The sequence below is a fragment of the Lactobacillus sp. ESL0701 genome (genome assembly GCF_029433445.1).
Taxonomy (GTDB): Bacteria; Bacillota; Bacilli; order Lactobacillales; family Lactobacillaceae; genus Lactobacillus.
This window is the reverse complement of record NZ_JAQTIC010000001.1, coordinates 123,276-145,497: the sequence shown is the minus strand read 5'-3', so window position 1 is coordinate 145,497 and position 22,222 is coordinate 123,276. Positions and strand designations below refer to the sequence as shown.

Genomic DNA, 22,222 nt, shown 5'->3' with positions numbered 1-22,222 from the left:
CTTGTATGACTAAAACAAAGACCGTTTACTTTGGTGCTGGTTGGTTCAACGAAAAGCAAAATAATGCTTATCAGGCAGCAATGAAAGCCTTGGCTGCCAACCCAACCATTGACCTGGAAAACAGTTATGTTCCATTAGACCACCAATATAAAGGTATCAACGTTGAAGAACATCCAGAATATCTACACGATCGTGAATGGGCAACTGCAACTTACCATGGCGATTTAATTGGTATTAAGTCCAGCGACATCATGATTGGCGTTTACCTGCCAGAAGAAGAAGATGTTGGTTTGGGAATGGAACTGGGCTATGCTTTAAGTCAAGGTAAATATATTTTACTGGTTATTCCTGATGAAGATTACGGTAAGCCAATCAACTTGATGAGTTGGGGCGTTTGCGATAATGCCATTAAACTCAGCGAGTTAGAAAATTATGACTTTAATAAACCTCGCTTTAACTTTTACGATGGTGCTGTTTACTAAAGTGTACATTAAAAAGGGTTCTCTTTTGAGAACCCTTTTTGTTAGCAAATAATTATTAGGCCTTGTAACGTGACTTGCCGCTGAGGTAGGTTTCACTCAAAGTCATGTCTTTATTAAGCACGATAAAATCCGCGTCCTTATCTGGAGCAATCGAACCACACTTGTCTAAAATATGGGCACTCTTAGCTGGAACGTAAGCAGCCATCATAATTGCTTCTTCAGGAGTTGCGACATTCCAGTCAACAACATTCTTAACAGCTGTCTTTAATTGCAAGATACTGCCGGCCAAGTTATCGTTACTCTTTAAGCGAGCCATGCCATCTTGAACATAAACTGGTAATTCGCCCAGCATATAGTCACCATCAGGCATCATACCAGCTTCCATACAGTCGGTAATTAGGGCAATGTGTTCCGCACCCTTTAGTTGAATTAGCGCCCGCACCATTTCCTTTTTAACGTGGTGACCATCACATATTAGTTCGTCGGTGACGTTATGGAGCGCCATTGCCGCGTTAGAAATTGATGGCGCGTGATGTGACGGATCCGGCATCCCATTAAATGTGTGGGTAAACATGGTCGCACCATCCTCAATGCCAGCTGCAGCCTGCTCAAAATTAGCACTTGAATGTCCTAAGGAAACAACAACGCCTTCTTGGACAACTTTACGGATAAATTCCCTTGAACCTTTGCGTTCAGGAGCAAGAGAAATCTTGTTTAACAGACCTTTAGACTCTTTGCGCCACTTGTTAAATTGGTTAATATCCGGATCAAGTAAATACTTCGGATTTTCAGCACCAGCATGTTCGGCAGTGAAGTAGGGTCCTTCAAAGTGCAAACCTTGAATTTTAGCACCGGTTTCTTCACCTTGATGGTCGCCAAACATTCGGCAAATTCGGCTCAAAGTATCGGCACCAGCCGTGTAAGTCGTTGGCAGCCAGCTGGTGACACCCGATTGCAAAAAGCCTTCGGATAAGTGATTAATTCCGTTCCAATCACTCCTCATCACGTCCTCGTTTAATGAGCCGTGAACGTGAGTATCAACTAAGCCAGGAGCAATCCACTTACCAGAATAGTCAACAATCTTACCCACTGGCTTTTCCTGTTCTGAATAATAATAACCAAACTGTCCATTATCTTGGATTTCAAGATAGCCCCCTTCAGTAGTTATATTTTCCAGAAAAAATTTATCAGCGTGAATATAATAAGTCATTATTTCCTCCCTCTTTGCGAACATTCACTTCATTATATGTTCATTTTAACCCATTAAATTGGTCTTAACCAGTTTAATCACAAATACTGCGGAAAAACTTGAATTTTTAGTTATAATAGATATTAAGCAAACTAAATTAGGAAGCAAAGATTATGACAGAATATATGCAAACAAACAAACACCAACTAGGCGCATTAACTGGTGCCAACAGATGTGAAAACTATTATGAATTGCATTACGCAACTGGCGAAACAGCCCGGTTTTATATTTTAGCTGACGGTATTTTTCGGTTTGTACTTGACCCCAATACTAATTCTCCAATCACGCAAACATCAATGCTTCAGCTTAATTTTAACAATGAATTTTTTGAGCATTCACAAGTGCGGGCAACTAGTGACTCATTAATTATTCAGGTAGGCAATTATCAAGTTATTTTTGGGCAAAAACCTGCTGTCATGAGTATCTTCGATGAAACTTTGCATGGTATTCGAATGAAGCAGGCACAACCGCTCGAACTAGCTGCTAACCAAACCACTGAATTTTTAAACCAAAATAAAAATGAATTTTACTTTGGCGGCGGCTTACAATGCGGCTATTTCAGCCATAAAGGGCATAAATTAGCAATTATGTCTGACCACATTACCGGCAAGGAAGGGGTTATTACCCAAGTGCCATTTTTTTGGTCCAATGCTGGTTATGGTGAGTTTCGCAATACTAACACTAATGGTAGCTATGACTTTGGGACTACTTACAGTAATTTAACTACCATCACCCACCAAGATGGGATTTTTGATAATTTTTATATTATTGGCAATACCCCACAAACGATTTTGGCTAAATATTATGCCTTAACTGGTAAACCAATGATGCTGCCAAAATATGCATTGGGACTTGGTCATATTGGTAATTTCTGTACTACTCTGTGGCAGCCAAGTGAAGCCAAGGAACGCAATGCCAGCAAATTTGGCAATAATTATTACACCCGAACAAGTAATAAGGCTAATACTGCTGGTAAAGCTTCACTTAACGGTGAAGAAGACTATCAATTCTCCGCTCGTGCCATGATCGACCGCTATAAGAGTGCGCACTTCCCCCTTAGCTGGTTCGTACCTAATTATGGCGTAACAAACTCAACCATTGAATCCCTCAATTGCTTCAATGATTACGCCCAAACTCAAGATGTCGCGGCTGGCTTTTGGCATGAGGATAAACCTGATCAATTACCAGAATATACTTCTTTTACCTTTACTAATCAGCATATCGCAAGTGATTATGCTACTTTAAATAATAATTTACAGCGCAAAAAGCCACTGGTTTTGCAAAATACCGGTACTCAAGGTATGCAAAAAAACGCTGCTTTAGCTTTTGGCGCACCAGGCGGCAACTGGGAGAATATTTCTACTCAAGTGGCCAGCTTTATCGGCAGTAATCTTTCGGGTCAACCACTTGTTGGCGCCGCAATTGATGGTACTTCAGGCGGCGGTAATGCTCAAATCAGCGTCCGTGATTTTGAATGGAAAAGTTTTACGCCGCTGTTATTCAACCTTGATGACCAAGGCAATTTTAGTAAAACACCGTTTGCCTATAATAAAAAAATCACGGAAATCAATCACGCCTATTCAATCTTACGAGCACAATTACAAAATTACCTCTACACCCTTAACCACCAAGCCCAAGCTGGTAATTTCATCATGCAGCCGCTATTTATCGCGTTCCCTGACGAACGCAGTAATTATACTGAACAATTTAGCAGTGAATTTATGCTGGGCAATAATCTGCTAATCGCGCCGATTACCAACGGCCGCGAAGATGAACACGGTAATTCCCGTAAGGACAACCTTTACTTACCAGACAGTCGAACAATGTGGCTTGACCTGTTTACTGGGGAAAAGTATGCCGGCGGTCGTGTCTACAACAACTTATCTTATCCTGTCTGGCATTTGCCTGTCTTTGTTCGCGGCGGCAGCGTCTTTGACCTTGGCAAACGAGATTACGTCCTTTATCCGCAAGGACAAAGTAGAACGCTAGTTTATGATGATGATGATTTGACAGACTTTAATCATAATTATTGTGAAACTTGCATTGATACCAAGCAAAGTTCCGGTAATTTAACAATTACCATTAATCCAGTTAAGGGCAATTACCCTGGATTTGAAGTTGACCAACCAACGAACTTGGCAATTATGTGTGATGCTTATCCCGATCAAATCTCAGTCAAAGTCAACGACCAACTAATCAATTTGCAGGAATACGGTACAATCGAAGCATTTAATCATGCTCGTGAAGGGATTTTCTTCAATACTAATTATAGTCCTGTACCCGAGTTCAATCATTATCACGATGCCAGGCAAACAGCCTTGCAGATTAAACTAGCAAGTCGCGATGTTACCAACAGCAAAATTAAAATTGCTATTCATAATTATACTTACGGTGAAAATGTTCTAGTCCATGAAATCACTGATGGTCTATTGCCTTCGCCAAAACTTCCCGGTGTTGATCCAAGTAAAATCTCAGCTCATTCATTCGAGCTTGCTTGGTCCAAGCAGACTACTGTTCAAATTGAAATCAATGGTCTTTTATATGAAGGTATTTCTGGGAATTGCTTTTCTTTCCACGAGTTACTGCCTAATACCCGCTACATTATTCGCATGCGCTACGCCTCTGGAAATAAGGTATCCGAATGGTCAGACCCATTTGGTGTCATTACCAAGCACGCGGCGATCGATTACGCCATTGACAAGATTAATGTTACTAGCAACTATCCTAATAGCCCAACCCAGCCGCTGGCTTACTTAACCGACCTCAAGCTAGCAAGTGAATGGCAATCAGCGCAAGCACTAATGCCAAACAAGCCGTTAGAATTAACCTTTGACTTTGGTCAAGTAGAAAAATTAAGTCGGATGGTCTTTGTCCCGCGCAATATTGACCACAATTTTGATCCTACCGACATTAGTATCGCTGTTTCAACAGATGGCTTTAATTATGTTACTTACTTCGACCACCTTAATTGGAAAGCTGACAGTAAGAACAAGGTAGTTGGCTTACGCGATGTTCGGGCTAAAGGAATTAGGTTAACTATTCATCAGGCTTCCGGACCGTTAATTGCGGCTCGTGAAGTAATCTTCTTTAGGGCGAAAAAGTAATCAGTCAAAAAGCAATCCAATTAGGATTGCTTTTTTATTTTGACTTCATTTTTCTCGAGCCATTTTACTTTCTAATCAATTGATTTAGTAATTCAAAGGCTGCTTATTATAAAATAAATAAATTTGTTCATTTGCTAAATACAAGATATACTAATTAAGTCAAACAAGAGTTTGCCCACAAATTTTATCTTTATCAAGGAACTGATTAACTTGAAACTTTTGCTTCTAACAGAAAAAGCTAGCGCCGCTAAGAACTTTGCCACAGCATTAGGCGGCTTGAAGGGCAGCTTCAATCACGACAGCTACCAAATTGTCCACGCTCACGGGCACTTATTACAATTCAAAGAGCCACATCAAATGGTTGCCCAAGATAAGGCTGCTAAATATAGCGACTGGTACGATTTGAATAATTATCCGTGGAACCTGCTTGACTTTACTTGGGAAAAAGAAGTTATTCCCGGCATGGAGCCAGCCTTAGCTAATATTAAGAATGCCGCCCAAAAGTGCGATGCAATCGTAATTGCCACCGATGATGACCCGTCAGGCGAGGGCGACTTGTTAGGCTGGGAAATTATCAACGCGATTAAATGGACCAAGCGCGTTTTTCGGATTCGCTTTGCCGATGAAACACCAACTAATATTAAAAAAGCCTTGCTGCAAAAGGTTGACGTCACTAACCAATACCAACAAGGCGAGTTTTTAGAAGCAACTGGCCGCGAACGGTTTGACTTTGCTTCAATGCAACTATCGCGAATTGCCTTAATCATTGCTAGACAAGCCGGCTTTCAGCCGAAGTCATTGCGTTTAGGACGGCTTAAATCAACGATTGTTAATCAGGTTTACCAACAAGAAACCGCGCGGCAAAATTATGTCAAAAAGTCATATTATGAAGTCCGCTTTCGTGATGCTAACCAAAATATCTTTAAACAAGGGCAAAAGGCAAAATTTACGACAGAAGCCGATGCCAAGCTGGAGTTATCAAAATTTCACAAGGCGCAAATTATTATTGATACTAAGGTTACTAAACACCAAGCACCACCTGACTTACTTGACCTAAGTCACCTGGCAATTTTAGTTGGAAAAAAGGGCTATGCTTCAAAAGAAGTGCTTACAACTTACCAAAAAATGTATGAAGCTGGCTTTTTATCATATCCTCGAACCGAAGACACTAAAATCACCCAGGAACAGTTCGACCAATTATTGCCACTGGCTAAGCAAATTGCCCGTGTCACCCACGTTGACCCCAAATTATTAGCGCACACAACACTTCGAAAGAAATTCTTGGCAAATAACGCCACTCACGGTGCCAATCGTCCTGGTCTGAATGTCCCAAGAAGTCTAGCAGAAATTGAAGAGAAATTTGGTAAATGTGGACGCATCATTTATGAAGCTGTCGCCAAAAGTTTTTTAGCAATTTTAGCTGAAGATTACCTTTATGACCAAGAACAGGCCCACCTTGCCGATTATCCCAAATTTACCTGCACAATTAATTTACCCCGCGAGTTGAATTACAAGCTGATTTTTAACGAACACGACCTTGATGACACAAATGCTCAAGAAGTATTACCTTTTGGCTCAAGCGCACAACCTTTTATTTATGAAGGACACAACCCTAAGCCTAAATCGCCAACTCACCGGTTTATTATCGATTTTCTTAAAAAAGACAAAATTGGCACAGGAGCAACCCAAGAACAGACGTTAGCCAACATCTCCACTGGCAAAAGCGCCCTAATCAAAAACACGAAGGAAAAATATTCTTTAACTTTCCCTGGTTTAGTCCAATCAATCTTGTGTGACCAAACCTACATTGCCTCGCCCAAAGTCACCGAACAATTACAAGACACGATGAAAATGGTCAAACAAGGCAAGTTTGACTATCGCAACGTGCCCTTTTTGATTAATCAAATCGTTAAGCACGACCTAGCAATTGAACAAAAAAATGCGACCAATTTGAGCAAAAACCCCAAACTAGCCAAACTGCAAACAGCTAAAAAAACTACCTTTACGCCTAAGCCCAAAGTTACGGGAACTTGGCGCGGCAAAGAAACTGCAATTAATCAGACTTGGGGCAAACACACCTTTAATGAACGCGAGCTTAAGCATCTTTTTGCTGGCAAGTCGATTGCATTCATCTTAAATAAGCGAAAAATCACGGGCAAATTAGCTAAACAAACTTACCAAGGTCACCAATTCGTCGGTTTTAAGGCTGATTTTGACTAATAATTTACTTATTTTCTAAATAAAATTTATGCAGCTGCTTACTATATTCAGGCATCCCTGTAAAAGCCAAATTAGCAATCACTGTTTGACATTGCGTTAATAACTTTTCATCGCCAGTTTGATGATATCTGATAATATTCGCCATAAACTGCAAGATGTTCTTATAAAAGAAGTTTTCTGGGATAACTGTAACCTGCTGGGCGCTTTCAATAAAAAAGTCCGCTTCATCTTCGCGCTTATTTTCTATGCACTGGATTATCATATTGGCAATAATTGCTAAAATAATTGCTTGCAGTTTCCATTTGGGAGAATTAATAAACTGCTTAACTACCCTTTTAGCAATAATCAAATTACTGTCAATATCAAAAATTGCCATCATATAGTTGCAATACAGCCGCAGATTATCTTCATTAAAATCCGCAACCTTAAAAATTAACTGCTTCAAAGTTTGCTCTTCTTCTACTGGTAGTTTTTGGTCGGTCATTTCCGCAATTTCCGCATCAATGTAGACAATTCGCTCTTCCTTATCCGCAAAATTACTTTCCTTAAAAATTCGTTTTAATTTACGCAAATCTGCGACAGAATTTTTATAATTAGCCTCCTGTGCCAAGTTAAACAGCTGTTCCTCTTGTTCTTGCTCTGTTTCCTGCTCCTGATTAAGCTGCTTAAAAAACGCCGCCAATGAAACATTGTTATATTTTAGTAGCTGTAATAAATCCTCTGCCGTAATCCGATGAATATTCTTCTCGACTTTAGAATAATAAGAGGGACTAACAATGTCACCAACCCACTCTTTTTGTGTTTTTAGGCTCTCTAGCCGGTACTTTTTTAATAGTTCTCCAATTGTCACTTGTTAAATGCTCCCTAACTTAATCAACTTGCGAATACGCAAGTTTGTGTCAAATACGACACTTCCCCTTTAATTTATTTTAACTCAAATATACTAAATATATGTTAAATGAAAAAAGGAGTTATCAATTATGGGCATTTTCTTAAAGAATAAAAACTTTCGTAAACTAACACTTGCCAGCTGGTTATCAACTGCTGGCGACATTCTGTTCTACTTGGCACTAATGACTTATGCCAGCAAATTGCATAATTACACGCTGGCGATCTCATTAATTTCAATTACTGAAGGTATTCCGCGATTAATCGAAAGTCTAAGCGGCTATTACGCTGACAGAACTAAAAACAAATTCAAAATGATTGTTTGGCTAGCAATTATTCGCTTCGTTCTTTATCTGATCGTCGGGTTACTATTTGTCACTAACATTGCCGGCTGGAACTTGGTTCTAATCGTTATTGGCATCAACTTCATCTCTGACATTTCGGGTATGTATTCAAGCGGCTTAGCAACGCCACTAATTGTTGATCTGGTTGGTCAAAACGAAATATCTGAAGCTACCGGATTTTCTAGCGGTATTTCACAAGTTATTTCAACAGTTGCCCAATTTATAGGCTCTGGCTTACTACTATTTCTATCATATTCTAACTTAGCAATCGTTAACGCCTTAACCTTTTTATGTGCGGGCTTGCTCTATGCCAGTGTTGGTCACAGCTATCTTAAAGACCACCCTAATCAAAATGTCCAAGTCAATAACCAAAATTTTTGGTCTACTTTCAAATCATCCTTTAGCCAAGTTAAAAAAGCCAACGGGCTACTAACTGTTATCTCAGTTATTGCTTTACTAAATGGTATTTTGATGGCACTTGAACCATTAATTTCTATTGTAATTGCTGGTAATAAAAGTATGATAATTGGTACTTACAGTTTTACCATCGCTCTAGTTGGTGCTGTTGATTCAATCGGAATGGCTCTTGGCAGTGCCATAGGTACCACGCTGTTTAAGAAAACCTCATTATTTATGATTTCTTTAATTGACACTGTTTTTAGTGTCGGCATGATATTAGCAATTTTTAGCAAAAATATAATTAGCTGTTTAATTTTGGGCTCTGTTCTCGGCTTCTTTGCTGGTGTTGCTAATCCAAAAATGACACAGTGGCTAGTATCTTCGGTTGATCATACAATCTTATCGTCCTCAATCGGTGCTTTAAATACAATTTTACAAGTTGCTGGTCCTTTAATGACCACGATTTTTACCAGTATTACCAGTACGGTGGGAATCAACTATGCCCTGTTTGGTCTAATCATTGTTAGTGTCCTTGTGTTTGCAATTATTCTGTACGTAATGAAGAAGACACACAAGCCAACACCAGCAGTAGAATCAAATATTGACTAAACAAAAAAGACGAGAACTTAAATTCTCGTCTTTTTACATGCCTAAATCTGCTCTAGAAATTTCAAGCGAAGGATAATGACCTAAAGTTGGCAAATACGTATCTTGTGGACAACTATAAACCATATAAAATTCGTCAGCTGTTTTATTTTCATTTAATTCGGTAAATTTCTTTTTAGCCAATTGAGCATCACTTGTCAGATAAACTACCGCAACAACGCCTAGCGGTTCATCATTTACCTGTTCAACATTACCTTTTAGAATTAATTTTAAATTGCCGTCTGGCTTTAATGCCAGATTTACCATTTCGTCAAAGTCCATTATCGACCACTCCCTAACTATTAAAATAATATTATTTTAATAGTTTCTTGAGCAAAAGGCAATTTTATTCAAAGCGGTCTTTTTTAATCACACGGTAAATTGAAATTATTAACACCATCAAGGCACAGCCCATTGCCACATAGGCCATTGGTCCAACACTCACTGCCGCCTGTGCCTGCACTTGAGACATCTGATTTTCCGTGGCATACGCCACAATCCATTTCCGCATCAAAGTCGGCGTTAAGATAAAGCTAATCGTAGTTATGCCTGACGCAACTAACATTGTATTGCGCGAATACGGCTCTCTAAAGAACTGCGCCAACACGCAAAATGCTGGGGCAATCATTAATAGCAATACCCAAATTACAATCCAGCGTCCTGCATTGCTGTTCATCATTTGCGCGCTATTTGTCGCGTAACGATATGTTCCCCACAATTGACCGCCAGTTAGTGTATTAAGCAAATTCAAAAAATATGAACCTTGTTGCCCATACACGCCGCCGCGATCAGATAATAGTCCCTGCACAATTTGAAAACCGTCAGTTGATCCAGCAGACGAAAAGTCGACATTGACTACTTTTTTCATATATGTTGCCAAGAAGATAACAATTGCCCCACCAAACTGTAATGCCCGCAGCATACTAAGTTTGCGCGATGCTTTTAACTTAAATTCCAGACTTAGAACGCGGTCAGGATGATGGCTGCGACCAATAAGATAAATGCCAATTACGACCAGCACTAATAACAGAACTAACAGCCACCATAATTTTGCCATAATGAAGAAAATTGCCAAGACAATAATCGCAACAGCAATATACGGGCGATCAGAAAAAATTTCCCAAAAATTCAACTTTAAATGACGATAATTCGTACGTGTCGGCACGCGCAATGAATAATGCTTGGTCTCAACACTTTGTTGGACAACTTTTTCTCTATCTGTTTCACTTTCGACATATCGTTTGCGATATTCACGCCTTGTTATGCGTGGATCTTTCCCCATAATGTACCCATCCTTTCAGAAACACTATCCTACCATGTTTAACAGTCAAATTTCTTGTTTTTAGTAAATTTTTAGCAATTTTTATGTGCTAAAATAAAAAGGATTAATATTTTTTTAATTAATATAGAAGGATGGATCATTTTGACAAAATCTTACAAGTTACCAGCTGGATGGCATAAATCATTTTATACCCTCTGGCTTGGCTGCTTTATTACAGGTATGGGCTATTCAATGACAATGCCCTTTATTTCTTTATTTATCGCGGACCTTGGTCACTACAGTAAGTTGCAAATCAACCTATATTCTGGACTAGCCTTTGCTATGACCTTCATTGCGCAGGCAATCGTTTCGCCTTATTGGGGCAACCTTGCTGACCGCAAGGGACGCAAGCTAATGTGTATGCGGGCCTCCGGTGTGATGGCTTTAACCATTACCGCAACCGGGTTTGCACCCAACGCTATTTATATTATCGTCATGCGGTTTATTCAAGGCGCGTTTTCCGGATACATCAATAACGCCACGGCATTAATTGCTGGTGAAACACCCCACCAACGCAGCGGTTGGGTAATGAGCCAAATGATGACTGCCGGAACTGCCGGCAACTTAGTCGGTCCACTACTTGGCGGCGTTTTATCCAGTTTCTTCGGTAATTGGCTCGGCGGCGTGTGGGGATATCGAATTCCCTTCTTTATCACTGGCTTCTTAATGTTACTAGTCTTTATTGGATCTACGTTCCTAGTTAGCGAAGAATTTACCCCGATTTCTCGTGAAGAAATGAAACCAATGGGCGAAATCATGCACGAGTTACCAAACATTAAGCTAATTGTTGTCATGTTTGTTACTACCTTGCTCGTTCAAGCAGCTAACATGTCAATTGACCCCATTGTTTCTCTTTATGTCAAATCAATGATGCCCAACAGCAAGAATATTGCCTTTGTTGCCGGCATCGTCGCGGCAACTCCGGGTCTAGGGACACTGCTCGCCGCTTCTCGCGTTGGTCACAAAATGGATGAAATTGGACCATTGAAAATTTTACGCTTAGGATTAATTGTTGGTGCCATTCTTTTCGTTCCAATGGCCCTCACCCACTCACCATGGATCCTTGCAGGATTAAGATTTTTGCTAGGTATTGCCAGTGCAGCAATGTTACCAGCAGCGCAAACAGTCTTAACACTCAATACACCAGTAGAAAGTTTCGGGCGGATCTTTAGTTATAATCAGTCATTCCAAGCCGTTGGTTCCGTCTTCGGCTCCATGATGGGCTCAATTATCTCTGGTGTCTTCAATTACGCCACGGTCTTTTGGACAACCGGCTTTACCCTACTAATCAACTTCATTCTGATCATTTTCTTCACTTTGAAAAAACAACATAAATAGCAATCAAAAAAGTCTAGTCACAATTATTCTGTGACTAGACTTTTTTTCTTTTTTGAAAGGGTTTTGTAAAATTTTATTACTTATCAGCTATCTCTTTACCAGCATTGAAATATTTCAAATCGCCAATTGGTCCTGCTAACTTAAATTTACCATTTTTATAAGTCAACTTAGTAACAGCATCATTAGCTATCCCAACGCCTTGATATTCTGGGTAGTCTTGAGCAGACAAGAACATATTAATCGACATTCCTGAGCTAACTACAAGGACATTACCGCCCTTCTTTTGATACTTTTTAGCAATAGCAGTTAATGCTTCCGTCATTCGCTTTTGAACCGCGGTTGACTGCTCTGCGCGATATTGTTGCGGCAGAGTAGTATTTAACTTATTAGCTTGATCTAAAGCATAGTAGCCATCTTGCATCTTATTTTGGAATAATTTACCAGTCTTAGCCTGAAAGTCTTCAGTACTGCTGTAACCATAATAAGCTGCAATTTCAGGAACATTTTTAGCAATATCTGGACGACCTTCATAACTACCATAATTGCATTCACGAAGCCGCCAATCAATCTGTAATTTGATCTTCTTATTACCAGAATAGTCCAAAGCACCTTGAGCTGTCTTTTCCTGACGAGTTAAATCACCAGAATACGCAGCTTTAAACTTGGTGCCCTTCAATCCCATTCCCAGATATTGAGCACCCTTAACACCATTATCAGTTAGAGTATAATCGCTCCAGCCTTGAGCTAAGTGCATTACATTAGCAGTAGTTTCACCATGACGAGTTAAATAAATAACTACTGGTTTATTTGCCTTACTGCTCTTAGCAGACACTTCGTTTGTTCCAACTAAAAAGAGCGTAAATACACTAATGAATGACACAACTGCTTTCATCCATTTTTTCATAATTATTTACCAGTTATCCTAAATCTTGACCGTTAGAAGCAATTACCTGCTTATACCAGTCAAATGACTTCTTCTTATAACGTTTAAAACTGCCTTCACAATGATCGTCTTCATCAACATAGATAAAGCCGTAACGTTTGGACATTTCACCAGTTGAAGCACTGACTAAGTCAATACAGCCCCATGGCGTGTAACCCATGACATCAACACCATCATCAATCGCGCCTGAAATTGCTTCGATATGTTCACGTAAATAATCAATGCGGTAATCATCAACGACATAGTGGTTTTCATCTGGCTTATCAATTGCACCAAGACCATTTTCAACGACAAAGACAGGCTTTTGGTAACGATCAGATAATTGGTTCAAAGCAATTCGTAATCCAGTTGGGTCAATTTGCCAGCCCCAATCACTACTCTTCAGGAATGGGTTCTTAACACCGCCCATTAAGTTACCATTAACTGTTTCTTGCTTTTCATGAGTAACATCAACAACTGATGACATGTAATAACTAAAACCAATGTAATCAACAGGATACTTAGCTAATAGATCTAATTCCTCTTGAGTGTAGTCAAGATCGCTCAACTTAACCCCATTACGAGCTAGTAAACTCTTAGTGTAAGCTGGATAGTGACCGCGTACTTGAACATCAGCACAGAAGAAGTTATTGGCTTGGTTATCTTGCAATGCAGCTAATTGGTTCTTAGGATCACAATCATAACTGTAAGTAGTAGCATATAAAATCATGCAGCCAATCTTTAAATCAGGATCTAATTCATGACCAATCTTAACAGCTTTACTACTACCAACAAATTGGTTGTGCCATGCTTGATAGATATTCTTCTTATCATTAGCACCGTTAGAAGCAACTAGACCTTGACTCATTACTGGGAAGTGCGCAGCACTGTTAATTTCGTTAAAAGTCATCCAATATTTAACTTTATCATGATAACGAGTTAATACTGTCTGAGCAAACCGCTCATAAAAGTCGATTAATTGCTTGTTCTTCCAGCCACCGTACTTCTTAACCAAGTTCAATGGTAATTCATAGTGCGAAATGGTAATTACAGGCTCAATCTTGTATTTCAAACATTCATCAATTAGGGCATCGTAAAACTTCAAACCTTCTTCATTAGGTTCAGTTTCATCACCATTAGGAAAAATTCTAGACCATGCAATTGAAAAGCGGTAACACTTAAAGCCCATCTCTGCAAACAGTGCAATATCTTCTTTAAAATGGTGATAGTGGTCAATCCCAATATGGTTAGGATAGAAGCGCTTAGGATCAATCGTAAAGTCAAAATCAGGTGCATTAACAACAGTCATCCGTTCCTTACCACCTGGCAAAACATCAGGTAGTGATAGCCCCTTACCGCCTTCTTGATAAGCTCCTTCTAATTGATTGGCAGCAGTAGCGCCACCCCATAAAAAGTCTTTCGGAAAATTACTTGTATCCATCTTTATCTAACCTTTCTGTAACTATTTTAAGTCAATAAAGGCGTCAGTGGCCTTAACTTGACCATCTGCAAGCACCTTAACATCATTATAGTCCTTTGAATTAGTTACGATTACTGGAGTTGTAACAACATAACCGGCTTTTTTAATGGCAGCAATGTCAAATTCAATTAATGGATCGCCAACTTTAACAGTTTGATCCTTTTCAACTAAGGTCTTAAAGCCCTTACCATCAAGTTCAACTGTATCCATACCAATATGGATCATTACTTCGGCACCATTATCAGATCTTAAGCCAATCGCATGTCCGGTTGGGAAGACCATGGCAATCTTACCATTAACTGGTGAATAAACTTTGCCTTCACTTGGTTCAATTGCGGCACCTTGACCCATGGCACCACTTGAAAATACTTTATCTTTAACATCTTTTAAATCAACAACTGTACCATTTAATGGGGCAGCAACTACTTCAGCTTTAACTGCAGTATCAGCAGCTTCATCATTAGCAATGGTTTCAACTTCAGCGTTAGCGTTACCTTCAGCAACGGCTGCGCCAGCAGGAACTGCTTCACCATCAAGCGGAGCATCAACACTACTCTTACCGAATAACATCTGCATTACAAAACCTAAAACAGTAGCAACTGCCATGGCAATAATCAAACCATAAACACGCATGTCGATACCATTTTTACTAATTGCGTCTGGAATTGAGAAGATTCCCATTCCGGCCATAATGTAAACTTTAGTACCAAACATTCCGATTAAACCACCACCGATTGCGGAAGCAATACAACTGATGTAGAACGGCTTCTTACGCGGTAAAGTAACACCATAAATAGCTGGCTCAGTAACACCAAAGATTCCTGAAACAACAGCCGGAATAGCTAAACTACGAGTCTTTTCGTTCTTAGTTTGGAAAATAATAGCAGCTACAACACCAGTTTGGGCAAATGATGCAGCAAGTGATAAACCTAAGATTGGGTCATAACCCATAGCTGCAATGTTGGTCATCATAACGGCAACAAAGCCCCAGTGAACACCAAAGATAACGAATACTTGCCAGAATGCACCCATCAGAACACCAGCTAAGATTGGGCTGAAGTTGTAAACGGCACTAACACCAGCAGCGATTGCATTACCAAGCCAAGTAGCAATTGGTCCAATTACGATAAAAGTTACTGGAATAGTAATCAGCAGAACCATAAATGGCACTAGGAATGTCTTAACAACGTCAGGAATAATCTTCCGTGCTAATTTATGTACTTTGGAAGCAAACCAAATAGCCAAGATAATCGGAATAACTGATGAAGTATAGTTCATCGAAATTACCGGAATACCCAGGAAAGTCATGTGGATTGGAGCTTGGAAAATTGTTCCCTTGAATAAAGTGAACAGAGTTGTCTTACTGCTATTCATTGCAACAATTGTTGGGTAACAAAGTGCAGCACCAATTGTCGCGCCGAGGTAACCATCAAGCTTAAACTTCTTAGCAGCAGAAATACCTAAGATAACTGGCAAGAAGTAGAACAAACTGTCGCCAATGGCATTTAATACTACATAGGTACCTGAAGTTTGTGCTTCCCAGCCCAATGCAACGAACATGGCATTGAAACCTTTAATCATTCCGGCCGCACACATTGGTCCTAAGATTGGGTTGAAAATACCAGAAATCAGATCAATAAAGCGGTCAGCGATACTCATATTACTGGTATCAACATAATCATCATCAACTTCGCCGCCATCGGAAAAGCCACCGACCTTAATCAAAGTATCGTAAACATCAGCTACATTATTACCGATAACTACTTGATACTGCCCACCAGATTTAACCAATGAAATAACCCCATCGGTTGATTTCATTGCAGCATCGTTAGCCTTCTTTTCATCCTTCAACTTAAAGCGTAACCGTGTTGTACAGTGAACAACACTGGCTACGTTGTCCTTACCACCAACATTGGTGATAATCTTTTGACTTAAATCTTCGTAAGCCATAATTCCTCCTAAAAAATAGACAAAATAAAACCCGCGGACATAAAAAGCATTACCTAGCTGTTAGCAAAGGATTTACTCATGTTCTCGGGTTAATGCCTGCCTTACCAGTAACACACCAGATAAACAATATTATTTGCCGGTTGTTAATTGTTCAGCCTCATCATCAGGTTCTGAACTATTCTGCCTGTGCGTTACCCGCCAAACATGCAAAGTCAGATAAACCTGATCATCAGGCTGCAATTCCCAACCAGCTTGCTTTTGTAAATAAGTGCCAATCTTTAAGACCGTGTCATAAGCCATCCGATACTTTACTTTCATTAATTCCAGTAAAGACCGGTCAAGCTCACTCCCACTATCATCATTGATACCGCAAATATGTCGAACCATAAATGCTCGTAAATGCGTCATAAAACGGTTAAAACTAAATGATTCGGTGTCAAGCTGCATCCCATATTGATACTCGATAATAGCAATGACACCATGGATTAACTTAGTAATCTTAATCGTGTCCTGCAGCTTAGTTTGATCAGAACCAGCATTAATAAAGTGATATGTCAGATAAACTGCTTCACTACGCGGCAAAGTCAAATTTGTCTTATCTTCAATCAACTTAATTGCTGCAAGAGCTGCATCGTACTCTTTGGGGAATAGTTTATGTATTTCCCAACGGACCGTTTCTTGACCCAAGTCAATACCTTCATCAGCTCTTTTAAGCACAAAATCAATATGATCAGCTAACGCGAAATATTGATAATCAGAAAACCTAGTTTGCAATTTTTGCGAAGCAAGTTGAATAACCTCAGTGGTCAGTGCTAATGTACGCGTATCAATATCACCGATACTATTGGCTAACTCAATATTCTTCTCAACCGCAACAAACCGTCGACTGATCTTGCTCTCATCAATCTCGTCGCCAGCTTTTTTGCCAAAGCCGATCCCATTACCAATTACAACCCAGTCAACACCGGATTCATCAGACACTAAAGCAGCATTGTTATTAAAATTCTTGACAAATTTCACTTTGCTAACCTCTTTTTAATAAAAAAACCTACAAATAACCAATAGCAAATTATGAGTTATTGTTTATTTATAGGTTAATGCCTGATCGAATCAGTAACACGCTTATTTACTCTTAAAATTATAAATCAGTATTAAAGCGATTTCAATAGTTATTTGCATATTTTTTATCAGTATTATTTTTAATATAAATAGCTAACTTATATTATGTTAAATTTACCAAATAAGTAATCATATATACTTAATAATCATTAGGATCAGCTTGTGCTGGCTGATATAAATCAGAATCATCATCTTGATAATCCCACCATTCACTTTCATAACCATGAAAGCCAGCCTTCGCCATTGCATCATCTAAAATTTGGTAATTATGTTCCTGCTCCTTGGTACGTGGATATGAACGCAAAGCCTTACCGGTAAAATCATCAAAGCCACTTTGCATCAAGAGTTCATTCCCTGCCATATCCGTAATTGTCAGATCAAAGGTAACCCCCTTTTCATGGCTGTAATTAGGATTAGGTGCAGCCACCCATTCATCATGGGGATAAACTTGGTACATTTTAATTTGAGCCGTACTTGGTCGAAAAGCATCCCAAACTTTAATCCGGTAACCCTGCTCTTTTAATAGTTTAGCTGCCACGCCCAATTTTCTAGCGGTACCAGCACGAGCAATTGCTGTTGTAAAATCGTAAATCACATGACTTGTAAAATTATCCATCGTGGCATATTTCAAATCCACGATAATTGATGGATCAACTGTTTGAATATTCAAAAATGCTGGATCGGGCTTAATTGCCTTAGCGGCCGCGATAATTTTCTCTTTAGTCATTACTTACCCCCTAATTTAACTCATTAACTGGATACTTGTGTCTAAAGTAATAGTAAACACCAACAGAAATTGCCGGAATTAGTAAACCTAATAGTGAAGTTACCGGATCATCAAAGAAGTTATTGATTAAAATAATCAAAAAGGCAATAACAGCAATGATGACTGTCCACGGATAAGCCCAAACTTTATATGGTCTAGCAAGATTTGGCTTACGGTAACGCAAAACCGGCACAGCTAAAATTGACAGCAAGTTAAAAATTGCACCACTGAAGACAACTAAGGAAGTAAGTTCATTTAAGTCCCGAGTCAAAACTAGGGCAATTGAGATAATCATCTGCATAATCAAACCGTGATCTGGGGTGCGGTATTTGGGATGGATATGTTCAAATGTTTTCCATAATAAACCGTCTTTGGCAACGGCATAATAGTAACGTGAAAAGGCTAAAATCATGCCATTTAGCGAACTAATCATTGCCAAAACCATTGTAACTGCAACTAAAATCGTACCAGCATAGCCCATGAATGTTTGCGCAACATTAGTACCCAAATACAATTGTCCCGCCTTAATTGACTTAGCAATTGCCTTAGCTGGTAGTGAACGATATATCGCAAAGTTGAACAGCACGTAAACAATAGTTGTAAAACCAACTGATAAGATTAATGCTTTAGGCAAATTCTTTTGCGGATTTTTCATTTCACCAGCAACCGTATTGAGGTTGGTCCAGCCCTCAAAGGCCCAAAGCGAGGCGATGACCGCAAAGGCGATCATCTGAATAATATCAACTACATTGCCTTTACCAGCAGGAAACGACAATGATAAGTTCGGCGTATAGTGACCAAAGAAGACACCTAAGCCAATAATTAAGACCAGCGGCAAAACCTTCAAAACCGTGAAGAAATTTTGCACCCATTCGCCAACATTAACACCAAAGTAATTAACAACCGTGAAAATAATAATTAACAAAATGGCAATTATTTTTACTGTTAAATCACTAAAATGGAAAAAGCTTGTCAAGGCCATCGGCAGCGCAATCGCAATTGCCGCAATTGAACCAGGACCGCCAATCACCATACTTTGAAAAGTAAACATATACCCAACTACTGGTGAATAAGCATCTGACAGATAGACATAGATACCGCCAGTTTCGGGATTCATAGCACCTAATTCCGCAAAACACAAACTCCCCATCAGAGTAACTAGACCGCCAATTAACCATGCAAGTAGCGCATAGCCCATTGACATTTGCGAACGCTGCAGAACATATGACCCAATGTAAAAAATCCCTGAGCCAATCATGATCCCAATTAAAATATTACTACCACCAAACACGCCAATCGACTTCTTTAGCTGCGGCGCGTTTTCTTCACTTTTTTCCTTCAAAATAACACCTCTTAAAATCAAGCTAACCCAAACAAAAGCCTCATTATCCTAACAAAACAATGAGACTAAATTTAATCATTTTAGACAAATTAGCTAGCGCTCCTTAGATAATCAAGACAATGTCCTGCAACTTCTATTGCGTTACCATTTAACTTAAAAAAAGATTAAGGCAAAACATACTATTTGTCAATATACTGCATTAATAATTGTTTGATTTAATGCAATCTAATTGCAAATAATATGCTATGATAGATTTAATTATTTAGAAGGAGTCTTGAATGGAAATCATTTATCACTTTCATAATCCTCAGACAATTATTATTAATAACCAAACTGCCGTTTTAATTAATGAGAATTTGCAAATTAGTACTACCTGTGAAATCGGTCAAAAATTTTTAGTTAATAATTTGGTCAAAAATCATCAGAAAAAGATTTATTTTGACACTTCACAAGGCTTATTATCATTTAATGATGCATATTTTGAAAAATTAAATTACTTTAGTGGGCTTGACCTTTTTACTCAAGTTAAGTGGGGAAAAATCAAAAACCCACATGGCACAAATACCTATTCTAACCAGCACCAATTGCTCACACAGCAACCGTTGGCAAGCAGCCTGCAATTTTTCGGTCAGGGTGAGGACTTATTTCACCAAACTTGGTTAATGACTTCTAATGGCACTTGGCTTAAAAAACGTGATGTCTGGCTTGATGGCGAGCCGTTAATCAAGCGTGCTCATGATCTAAGCCAAACCAAAACTCTAGTTATCAATCCTCATGGTTCAATTGCCCGCGATCATCTAGGACAAAATTTCGACATGATTAAGCCAAACAAGCCGCTTTCAGTCACAGCAGTTAAAGAAGATATATTTGGTAATGAATACCTGCAAATTGGACCAGATACTTTTATTCCAACAACAGATTGCCTTTTGCATGATTACCCGCAGCAATTAAAACCGCAATCGCCGCAGCTGCTTATTACTGAAAATATTAACCAAATGTTTTGGGGTATCCAAAATGGCTGTGAAGCTGCTGCTTTACTAATGGGGCTGCATTATCAAGGCAAACTGAAAACAACGAATTACCAAACTTTCATTGATGAGATGCCGCTATCCCCAGACTACAATCCATATCTTGGCTTTGGCGGCTCACCTTACGAGAACGTAACCGGTCGTTTTGAAGCGATTTTTCCGCCAGCGCTATTAACTTGGGGACAAAAATTTACAACTTTGCGTGACTTGAATGGTGCTAGTGAGCCAGAACTAATTGCCGCCATTAAACGCGGCAACCCAGTTCTAACTTATGTCACCACCAATTTCACGCCGCCAGACCCAGACACTTACCCATGGGGCAAAACTTACAAAAACAATCACGCCGTCTTATTAGATGGCTTCAGTGAAGATTTGTTTCATGTTTCTGACCCCATTGACGGTCATTATTGGTTGACAAAATCCACTTTTATGCAAGCATATAATGTTAGACAATGGGCAATCGAAATTATGTAGTATATTTAAGAAAGAAGAAAAATTATGGGACTTAACAAACCACTTTTAAACGCACTCAGCGATGCCAAGAGAGGACCAAAGAATTTAATTACTGATGTTGCTGGAATTACTGTCGGACACAAAACAGTCAAGACTGACCGTCTAAACACTGGAGTCACAGTAATCAAGCCTTGCCAAGACAATATCTTTAGAGAAAAAATGCCCGCCGCAGTTCAAGTAATTAACGGTTTCGGCAAAAGCACCGGTCTGGTTCAAGTAGAAGAACTCGGAACTATTGAAACACCGCTGGTCTTAACCAACACGCTAAGTGTCGGGACTGGTTATACTGCCTTAGTTAAACAGATGCTCGCTGAAAATCCGGAAATCGGGACTACAACTGGTAGCGTTAATCCGATTGTCATGGAATGTAATGACAGCAATATTAACCATATTCGTGATTTGGGTGTTACAGAGGATGACGTTAATGATGCTTTTGCGGCAGCTGACGTTACTTTTAAAGAAGGACCCGTTGGCGGCGGTACCGGTATGTGCTGTTATGACCTCAAAGGCGGGATCGGTTCTGCATCACGGCAAGTTGAGATCGACGGCAAAACCTTCACAATGGGCGCACTGGTAATGTCCAACTTTGGTTTTGGCGAAGATTTAAATATCTATGGTGAGCATATTGGCAAGAAAATCACCCAAATGAAGAAAGATAAGGAAAAAGGCAGTATTATCACAATTATTGCTACCGATATTCCTTTCAATTCACGACAACTAAAACGAATTGCACGCCGCTCAAGTGTTGGGATTACCCGTAGTGGCTCCTTCACTGGTAACGGCAGCGGTGAAATCACCCTTGCCTTTTCAACTGCCAATCGGGTAAGCCACTTCCCAGAAAGTGAACTAAGCTCAATTCAAGCAATTACTGATGACAAGATTGACCGCTACTTCAGAATCACGGTTGATATTGTTAATGAAGCTATTTTAAGTTCATTAGCTCATGGCAAAACCTTTATCAACTGTAACGGCAAGCCTGTTTACGGTTTGCCAGATGCTTTAAACGAGTTGGGCAATGATCCAGATGCCATTAAGTTAAAGGAACAATTGGGACTTTAATTTGTTTCTTTAACTAAATAGGACCATCGAATTATAATAATTCGATGGTCCTA

At 39.4% G+C, this 22,222-nt stretch carries 17 protein-coding genes; 7 read left to right on the top strand and 10 right to left on the bottom strand.

Annotated features, from left to right (window positions below; genetic code table 11):
- Positions 1-5 precede the first annotated feature (5 nt).
- Positions 6-482: a nucleoside 2-deoxyribosyltransferase gene (locus PT281_RS00660; protein ID WP_277151106.1), complete on the top strand. Its 477-nt coding sequence runs from the start codon at positions 6-8 to the stop codon at positions 480-482.
- A gap of 55 nt (positions 483-537) precedes the next feature.
- On the opposite strand, the gene nagA is transcribed toward PT281_RS00660, so the two are convergent.
- The gene (gene nagA, locus PT281_RS00655; RefSeq protein ID WP_277151105.1) at positions 538-1,692 is read right to left on the bottom strand and encodes an N-acetylglucosamine-6-phosphate deacetylase; all 1,155 of its coding nucleotides are present in this window, start codon (positions 1,690-1,692) and stop codon (positions 538-540) included.
- A gap of 152 nt (positions 1,693-1,844) precedes the next feature.
- On the opposite strand from nagA, the gene PT281_RS00650 reads away from it, so the two are divergent.
- Positions 1,845-4,835: a TIM-barrel domain-containing protein gene (locus PT281_RS00650; protein ID WP_277151104.1), complete on the top strand. Its 2,991-nt coding sequence runs from the start codon at positions 1,845-1,847 to the stop codon at positions 4,833-4,835.
- Positions 4,836-5,045: 210 nt separating this feature from the next.
- Entirely contained in the window at positions 5,046-7,055 is a 2,010-nt protein-coding gene (locus PT281_RS00645) for a DNA topoisomerase (RefSeq protein WP_277151103.1), read from the top strand.
- 4 nt (positions 7,056-7,059) lie between these two features.
- Here the strand turns inward: PT281_RS00645 and PT281_RS00640 are convergent, their stop codons facing one another.
- Positions 7,060-7,905 carry an Rgg/GadR/MutR family transcriptional regulator gene (locus tag PT281_RS00640; protein ID WP_277151102.1) on the bottom strand — a complete coding sequence of 282 codons (846 nt, stop codon included), beginning with the start codon at positions 7,903-7,905 and terminating at the stop codon, positions 7,060-7,062.
- Positions 7,906-8,035: 130 nt separating this feature from the next.
- Here PT281_RS00640 and PT281_RS00635 point away from each other — a divergent pair, with 130 nt between their 5' ends.
- Entirely contained in the window at positions 8,036-9,295 is a 1,260-nt protein-coding gene (locus tag PT281_RS00635) for an MFS transporter (protein WP_277151101.1), read from the top strand.
- Between the two features lie 33 nt (positions 9,296-9,328).
- On the opposite strand, the gene PT281_RS00630 is transcribed toward PT281_RS00635, so the two are convergent.
- Both PT281_RS00630 and PT281_RS00625 read right to left on the bottom strand, forming a co-directional pair.
- A complete protein-coding gene (locus tag PT281_RS00630) occupies positions 9,329-9,613 on the bottom strand; it encodes a hypothetical protein (RefSeq protein WP_277151100.1) in 285 nt (94 codons plus the stop codon).
- Positions 9,614-9,677: 64 nt separating this feature from the next.
- A complete protein-coding gene (locus PT281_RS00625; protein ID WP_277151099.1) occupies positions 9,678-10,613 on the bottom strand; it encodes a cytochrome C5 in 936 nt (311 codons plus the stop codon).
- Between the two features lie 135 nt (positions 10,614-10,748).
- On the opposite strand from PT281_RS00625, the gene PT281_RS00620 reads away from it, so the two are divergent.
- Entirely contained in the window at positions 10,749-11,990 is a 1,242-nt protein-coding gene (locus tag PT281_RS00620; protein WP_277151376.1) for an MFS transporter, read from the top strand.
- Between the two features lie 76 nt (positions 11,991-12,066).
- On the opposite strand, the gene PT281_RS00615 is transcribed toward PT281_RS00620, so the two are convergent.
- The 6 genes from PT281_RS00615 to PT281_RS00590 all read right to left on the bottom strand — a co-directional run bounded on the left by PT281_RS00615 (position 12,067) and on the right by PT281_RS00590 (position 19,569).
- Positions 12,067-12,894: a histidine phosphatase family protein gene (locus tag PT281_RS00615; RefSeq protein ID WP_277151098.1), complete on the bottom strand. Its 828-nt coding sequence runs from the start codon at positions 12,892-12,894 to the stop codon at positions 12,067-12,069.
- 13 nt (positions 12,895-12,907) lie between these two features.
- Entirely contained in the window at positions 12,908-14,353 is a 1,446-nt protein-coding gene (locus tag PT281_RS00610) for a 6-phospho-beta-glucosidase (RefSeq protein ID WP_277151097.1), read from the bottom strand.
- 21 nt (positions 14,354-14,374) lie between these two features.
- On the bottom strand, positions 14,375-16,342 hold the full coding sequence (locus tag PT281_RS00605) for a beta-glucoside-specific PTS transporter subunit IIABC (protein ID WP_277151096.1): 1,968 nt from the start codon (positions 16,340-16,342) through the stop codon (positions 14,375-14,377).
- Between the two features lie 129 nt (positions 16,343-16,471).
- Positions 16,472-17,362, bottom strand: a complete 891-nt coding sequence (locus PT281_RS07820) for a PRD domain-containing protein (protein ID WP_277151095.1) — start codon at positions 17,360-17,362, stop codon at positions 16,472-16,474.
- A gap of 238 nt (positions 17,363-17,600) precedes the next feature.
- On the bottom strand, positions 17,601-18,188 hold the full coding sequence (locus PT281_RS00595) for a M15 family metallopeptidase (RefSeq protein ID WP_277151094.1): 588 nt from the start codon (positions 18,186-18,188) through the stop codon (positions 17,601-17,603).
- A gap of 10 nt (positions 18,189-18,198) precedes the next feature.
- A complete protein-coding gene (locus PT281_RS00590; RefSeq protein WP_277151093.1) occupies positions 18,199-19,569 on the bottom strand; it encodes an amino acid permease in 1,371 nt (456 codons plus the stop codon).
- A 278-nt stretch (positions 19,570-19,847) separates the two neighbouring features.
- Here PT281_RS00590 and PT281_RS00585 point away from each other — a divergent pair, with 278 nt between their 5' ends.
- Both PT281_RS00585 and PT281_RS00580 read left to right on the top strand, forming a co-directional pair.
- Positions 19,848-21,071 carry a C39 family peptidase gene (locus PT281_RS00585; protein WP_277151092.1) on the top strand — a complete coding sequence of 408 codons (1,224 nt, stop codon included), beginning with the start codon at positions 19,848-19,850 and terminating at the stop codon, positions 21,069-21,071.
- Between the two features lie 24 nt (positions 21,072-21,095).
- Positions 21,096-22,169, top strand: a complete 1,074-nt coding sequence (locus PT281_RS00580; RefSeq protein WP_277151091.1) for a P1 family peptidase — start codon at positions 21,096-21,098, stop codon at positions 22,167-22,169.
- The last annotated feature ends 53 nt before the right edge of the window (positions 22,170-22,222 follow it).

Excerpts from the sequence above, each read along its gene's own strand:
- PT281_RS00660 (WP_277151106.1), top strand. The coding sequence starts at position 6 with ATGACTAAAACAAAGACCGTTTACTTTGGTGCTGGTTGGTTCAACGAA.
- nagA (WP_277151105.1), bottom strand. The coding sequence starts at position 1,692 with ATGACTTATTATATTCACGCTGATAAATTTTTTCTGGAAAATATAACT.
- PT281_RS00650 (WP_277151104.1), top strand. The coding sequence starts at position 1,845 with ATGACAGAATATATGCAAACAAACAAACACCAACTAGGCGCATTAACT.
- PT281_RS00635 (WP_277151101.1), top strand. The coding sequence starts at position 8,036 with ATGGGCATTTTCTTAAAGAATAAAAACTTTCGTAAACTAACACTTGCC.
- PT281_RS00630 (WP_277151100.1), bottom strand. The coding sequence starts at position 9,613 with ATGGACTTTGACGAAATGGTAAATCTGGCATTAAAGCCAGACGGCAAT.
- PT281_RS00625 (WP_277151099.1), bottom strand. The coding sequence starts at position 10,613 with ATGGGGAAAGATCCACGCATAACAAGGCGTGAATATCGCAAACGATAT.
- PT281_RS00615 (WP_277151098.1), bottom strand. The coding sequence starts at position 12,894 with ATGAAAAAATGGATGAAAGCAGTTGTGTCATTCATTAGTGTATTTACG.
- PT281_RS00610 (WP_277151097.1), bottom strand. The coding sequence starts at position 14,353 with ATGGATACAAGTAATTTTCCGAAAGACTTTTTATGGGGTGGCGCTACT.
- PT281_RS00605 (WP_277151096.1), bottom strand. The coding sequence starts at position 16,342 with ATGGCTTACGAAGATTTAAGTCAAAAGATTATCACCAATGTTGGTGGT.
- PT281_RS00595 (WP_277151094.1), bottom strand. The coding sequence starts at position 18,188 with ATGACTAAAGAGAAAATTATCGCGGCCGCTAAGGCAATTAAGCCCGAT.
- PT281_RS00585 (WP_277151092.1), top strand. The coding sequence starts at position 19,848 with ATGGAAATCATTTATCACTTTCATAATCCTCAGACAATTATTATTAAT.
- PT281_RS00580 (WP_277151091.1), top strand. The coding sequence starts at position 21,096 with ATGGGACTTAACAAACCACTTTTAAACGCACTCAGCGATGCCAAGAGA.